At 53.0% G+C, this 5,108-nt stretch carries 3 protein-coding genes and 1 pseudogene; 2 read left to right on the top strand and 2 right to left on the bottom strand.

Annotation, left to right across the window (positions count from 1 at the left end; translation table 11 throughout):
* A pseudogene (locus ACP7AL_RS25470) lies at nt 1-255 on the top strand (fatty acid desaturase); the annotation flags it as partial.
* A gap of 121 nt (nt 256-376) precedes the next feature.
* A complete protein-coding gene (locus tag ACP7AL_RS25465) occupies nt 377-2,107 on the top strand; it encodes an ArnT family glycosyltransferase (RefSeq protein ID WP_425995457.1) in 1,731 nt (576 codons plus the stop codon).
* A gap of 9 nt (nt 2,108-2,116) precedes the next feature.
* Here the strand turns inward: ACP7AL_RS25465 and ACP7AL_RS25460 are convergent, their stop codons facing one another.
* Nucleotides 2,117-3,703 (bottom strand): hypothetical protein, encoded by a 1,587-nt coding sequence (locus ACP7AL_RS25460; RefSeq protein ID WP_425995455.1) that lies wholly within the window; start codon nt 3,701-3,703, stop codon nt 2,117-2,119.
* 81 nt (nt 3,704-3,784) lie between these two features.
* A complete protein-coding gene (locus tag ACP7AL_RS25455) occupies nt 3,785-4,876 on the bottom strand; it encodes a hypothetical protein (RefSeq protein ID WP_425995453.1) in 1,092 nt (363 codons plus the stop codon).
* Between the last annotated feature and the right edge of the window lie 232 nt (nt 4,877-5,108).

Raw genomic sequence — 5,108 nt, 5'->3', positions numbered from 1 at the left:
CCCGGCACGCACTGGAGCAAATTGCGACCCGTGCACGAGAAGCTTGCGCCTTATATCGATCCTCGCCTTATTCATCGCAGCATGTGGGGATATTTTTTCCGCCAGTATGTGGTTGCGCCCTTCTTTCCGGCATTCGGTACGCAGCAGGTGGGAAGGGCTCCATCCGATCCTCCGGACGGCAGGCCGTCAAGTTTGCAGACAGCGGAGGTTGACTTGGGGGACGCAGGGACCACGGTCGATATGATCCGTGGTTAAATGCGGTCGACTTCCGATCGAGTAGTGCGCGATGGGTTCGAAACTGCCGAAAAAGAACAGCCGAATTATATACAGAGAACATATCATTGGCCGGCAGACCGATCGCTAATTCAAGATGTGGATGGTGACATTGCGGCGTGGCTTGGGAATACGAACGTGGCTACGCGCTCCGATATTCTGGATTCTCTTCGTCGCTGCCGTATTGCGACTGGTTGGATTGGGCTGGGGGCTTCCTGCGTCCGACGGCTGGGACAGCGATGGAATTGCGCCACGCGATTTCCTTGTCGGAGTTTCCAAAACATACCTGCCCGGTGACTATTTCACCTATCCGCCATTTCACCTTCTGATTTTGACAATTCTCACCTTTCCGGGGTGGCTTACCGGGATCGTCAATGCGTCATCGATCGCGCCTGCGGACATTGTCGCGGAGTTTATAAAAATTCCGTACATGACGTTCTTTGCGCTCGTCGCTCGTCTCGTTAGCACTGTGATGTCGCTTGGGACTATCTATTACGTCGGAAAGATCGGCGAAGAACTTGCCGGAAGGCGTGCGGGAATATGTATTGCCGGCGTATGTGCGATGAATGCCACTCTCACATACTATGGACACACCACTAACCTCGATGGCCCGTACTTATTCTGGTCCAGTCTGGCAATTTTGTTCTGGATTCGAGTAATCGCGCGACACGATCTAGGCCAGATTCGCTGGATGGCGCTTTGCGCCGTCGCTGCCATCGCCACCAAGGATCAGGCTTATGCGATTTTTCTGCTAAGTCTGCCGCTAAGCCTCATTCTTTGGTTTGCAATAGATGCTTGGCCAAAAAAGAACATGCGACAGGTTTTTGCTGCGCTTCTTGCATGGTCTTTAATCGGACTGTTTCTGTTGCTGCTCGTCGATGGAGTGATCACCAATCCGACGGGGTTTCGCGCAAGGCTGGCTTTTCTCACCGGCAGTGCAAGCCAATCTCACGCGTATTACTCCGCAAACTGGAACGGCTATCTTCAACTCGTGAAAGATGGCTGGGACAATATCGATCGATATTATCCGAAGGCAACCGCTGTCGTTGCGGTCATCGGTTTCGGTATTTGGATTTTCCGGTCGTTGAGCAATCGAGGCCTATGGGTCGCTGGTTTCGTTCCATTTCTTGTCGCGCTGTCGTTCACGCTGTCATTCAACTTCGTTGTTTTGCGTTCCGAGAATCGCTTCTTGCTGCCGCAGTCCATTTTTCTGGCCGTGTATGTTGGTTTGGCGATCGAAGAATTGATATTTTCCGGACAACGGACGCTTGCCTTTCTGGCTCGCTTCGGTGTGCTTGTCATCGGCTGTCTCGCTTTGTTTTACTGCATGGCCATCGACGCGGCGTTTCTGAATGATCCGAGATATGCTGCCGAACGCTGGTTGAAATTGCATGCCTTGCCCAATGATTCGATCGAAACTTATGGCTCAAATGCCTATCTGCCTCGATTTCAGGAGGTCGGGCGAGTGACGCGGGTCGATCGGACGCCGATCAGGGGCCGAAGCCGTCTTCCAGGCGTGATTGAAAGCGCAGATCCGTTCGAGTTTGCCGTCAGCAGAGCGCCGCGGTTTATTGTCTTGAGCGAATTCTGGGCGATCCGCTATCTGACGGGCGAAAACGAGTTTTCCGATAGTGGCAGGATTTCTTCTGTCGAACAGAAGGATCATTTTAAGGACGCTGCCGCCCGCAGATATTTTCGAGATCTGCGCGACGAGAAACTGCCATATAGAATTCGATACGAGGCCGGCCCTTCATCCGGCTTCTGGCCTGCGGTTCGTGTCCACGAATCGCTAAATGAGAAAATTCTCATTTTCGAACGCATCGCTGAAAAGTAGTGGGCCGCGCTAGGGTTTGTTCGAGAGTTTTGATGCAGCGTTCGTATCTGTCGTTTTGTAGAGTCGGAATGGACCGATCGCAGAAACGGTGTTTAGTTTCCCGATGGTTTCGCCGCTTGTGTCGTCCTTTGCGCCTAAAAACCGGTCGTCGTGAACGATGACGTAGTCGAACTTTCCGACGTGATCGCGGAAATTCAATCCGGCCGCTCTGAAAGCCGGGGGGAGATTCGGGAGAAACGTATTGGATCGCTCCGGCGCGTTCTGCAGTTCAAGGCGTTTGTATCGCAGCGGCTGTTGGCCGGCAAAAGTGAATAGAGATTGCACGATCGCGTGTCGTTGCAAAACCGCGAAAGCGCCGATGTGATACAGACCGGCAGCGCGGGTGCCGAGTTCTTTATCCGTTGTCCCGTCTCGTACAAAAAATACCGAGGAACCCTCGGGTACTGCTTCCAAAAGACGGAATAGGGTGGTTTGTGAGTCTCGGGCGATAGTCCATTGCTGAACATGCAGAATACTAATGCTCGCCGTGATCAATGCAATCATGATGGCGAAGGAGGGGAATGGAGTGATGGCCGGTTCCTTTGGCGAATCAAGCGAGGCAACAAGAAAGAACAGGCCGGCCAGCATAATGCGCCAGGTTACGAAATTCGTCTCTTCGATCTTGGATGGAAGCACAAAGAAAAGCAGGACGCACAGAAGGATCGCGACGGTTGCGCCTGGTTTGTAGCGAAACCGGCTGAGATAGATCGCTAGAAAGAAGGCGATGCAGGCCAGAACCAGCAAGACATCGTTGATAAACGGCGTCCCGAGATCAATCAGGCGATCAAGATCGCTGATCCTTGAATAAGGCGGCTGGAAACTGCGAAATGTTTCGACCGATGAAGTTTTTTCAGACCGCGTATGGTTGAGCCATAGGAGCGCGAGAAATGCGGGCGGAAGAGCCTGTAGCCCGTCGCGGGTTAGTCGCCCAAGCAGTCTCTTGATCGAGCTGAGGTTCCATGTGCCGAGGTTTTCTTTTCTGAATGACCAGCCCAGAACGAAAATGCCATAGCAGGCCCATGCATAAAAGTGGATCAAATAGAGACCTGTCGAAAAGAGGGTGGCGCCGAGCAGCCGCGTCCGCCAGCGGTTTTCGTCAAGCGATGCCCACCACGCCGCCGCCCACAATGCGACTCCAATCCCGAAGTTGAAGCTGAGAAACCCCTTGTTGAAGCCCGTATTAAAAACGAAGGGGAAAATCAGTAGGGGGGCAAGAGTCCATCGGCCGACAATGGATTTGTTGAGTGCGAAGCATCCGCTGACGGTCACTACGCAGCTCAGGACGACGAAAATCTTGCCCGCATACTCCAGCGGCATGAAGCGTCCTGCTGAAAGCGCAAACAGGTCCCAGCCCAGATTGGGCACGGGCGAATAATCGACGCTGAAATAATGCTTGAATATCGGATCGTCGAGATTTTGCAGGATGTAAGCGCGGGCGAGGTGATTGGGGTAGTCCTGAAGGCCAGGATACTGAAACAAGAAAATCGGAAGAAAAGCGATCAACGATAGCGCGACGGCCCATCTCGCTATGATCTGCTTACCATTCGCCTCGTCCATATTTGCATTCCCGAAATTTAGAGGCTGATATGCGCAAATTGTTTTTGGAGTATTGCTGCGAACGCGGTCCGAGATGGAGGGTCAGTTCGTCTTTGCATTGCGGAGTAATCGGTCTTGCATGGCGCGGAATATGATTTCGTTTCCGGTCTCGGAATAGTGGAAGTCGCCCGGTACGAAGAGTCGGTCGTACCAGTTTGGAGCCTTGTCCCGTTCGGCAAAAAATATCGGGAACAGGTTGGCGAACTCCTTGCAGTGGTCTTGGCAGAATTTACTCCAGATCTGGATCTGCCTGTTGTCGCGGTCGTCGCGCGCAAGCTGCGCTGGCCACGGATAAACGACAATTGTAAGAGGGATCTTCTTTTGCTTCAGAAGTTCTGCCAATGCCGCCATGTTCTGAACGGACCGCGCAACGCCACCTTCTACTCCGAGAGGCTGGTATCTTGCCACAGAAGGATTTGGGTAGAGCCACTCGGTCCGGAAAGGGTCGAGAGGGAAGGGCGGTTTCGGCGGATCGACTTTCTTTTCGATCCAGTCGCCTATGGCGTCGGTAACTTTTAAATGGCTGCTGACGAATGATTTCTTTGACGCGGGAGGCTTCGCGTCGGTGGGATCGCAGAAAGCCCTGTATTTGGCATCGTCATCGATACAGAAGTAACTTGATGCTTCGTCAGTAACATCGGAAAGATCGGAAAAGACGACCACTTCGTCAAAGTGAAATCCGTCTGAAAGCAACGCCTGAATTTTCTTGTAATAGATAGACGGCGAGTATGAGGCGACTCCAGCGTTCAGAAATTCGATCTTTTCCTTACGATTCTGGCCGGCACTATAGAGTTTTCCGGCGAATGTTTGCTCAAATGGCAGGCCGATGCCCTCGGTGAAAGAGTCGCCGATCAGCAGGATGCGGCGGTTCGGCGAAACCTTGGCAATTTCTCTTACCGCGGCGTCCTTGAAGCCAAGGCTGTTTGTGAACAGCCTATAGCGATTGTTTCCCCAATAGTCGTATCCGTCGAAATTGGCGATCAGGCTGTGGTGATAGCGATAATCGAAAACTCGGTATCGGCGTGGATCGCCCATGGTCAATGCCGTAAACGCGAAATCGAACGCCAGATAGAGCACGAAGCAATAGAGTAGGAGGATCAAGCCGATCGCGATCCGCCGTTTGAAATCAGTCATTGCCAACCGCCTCGACGGAGCTATCGCCCAAAGTTGGTGACGGCGGGAATCGGGAAGGCGGCATATCGTGGGGGTGCTTGACGCCTCCACTTCTCCACCGAAGGAGCGATATTCCGTGTTCAAAGATAACATCATCAAGCTGATTCAGCCAGGAAACGTCGACGATCAACTCACCGAAATCTTGCGCAATGGGGCGCGTGCTCTGTTGGCCCAGGCGGTCGAGGCCGAGGTC

Origin of the sequence: Afipia sp. DC4300-2b1 (assembly GCF_049895725.1) — a bacterium.
GTDB lineage: Bacteria > Pseudomonadota > Alphaproteobacteria > Rhizobiales > Xanthobacteraceae > Afipia > Afipia broomeae.
Note: the sequence above shows the minus strand (reverse complement) of the source record. Positions and strands in the feature narration are given on the sequence as shown.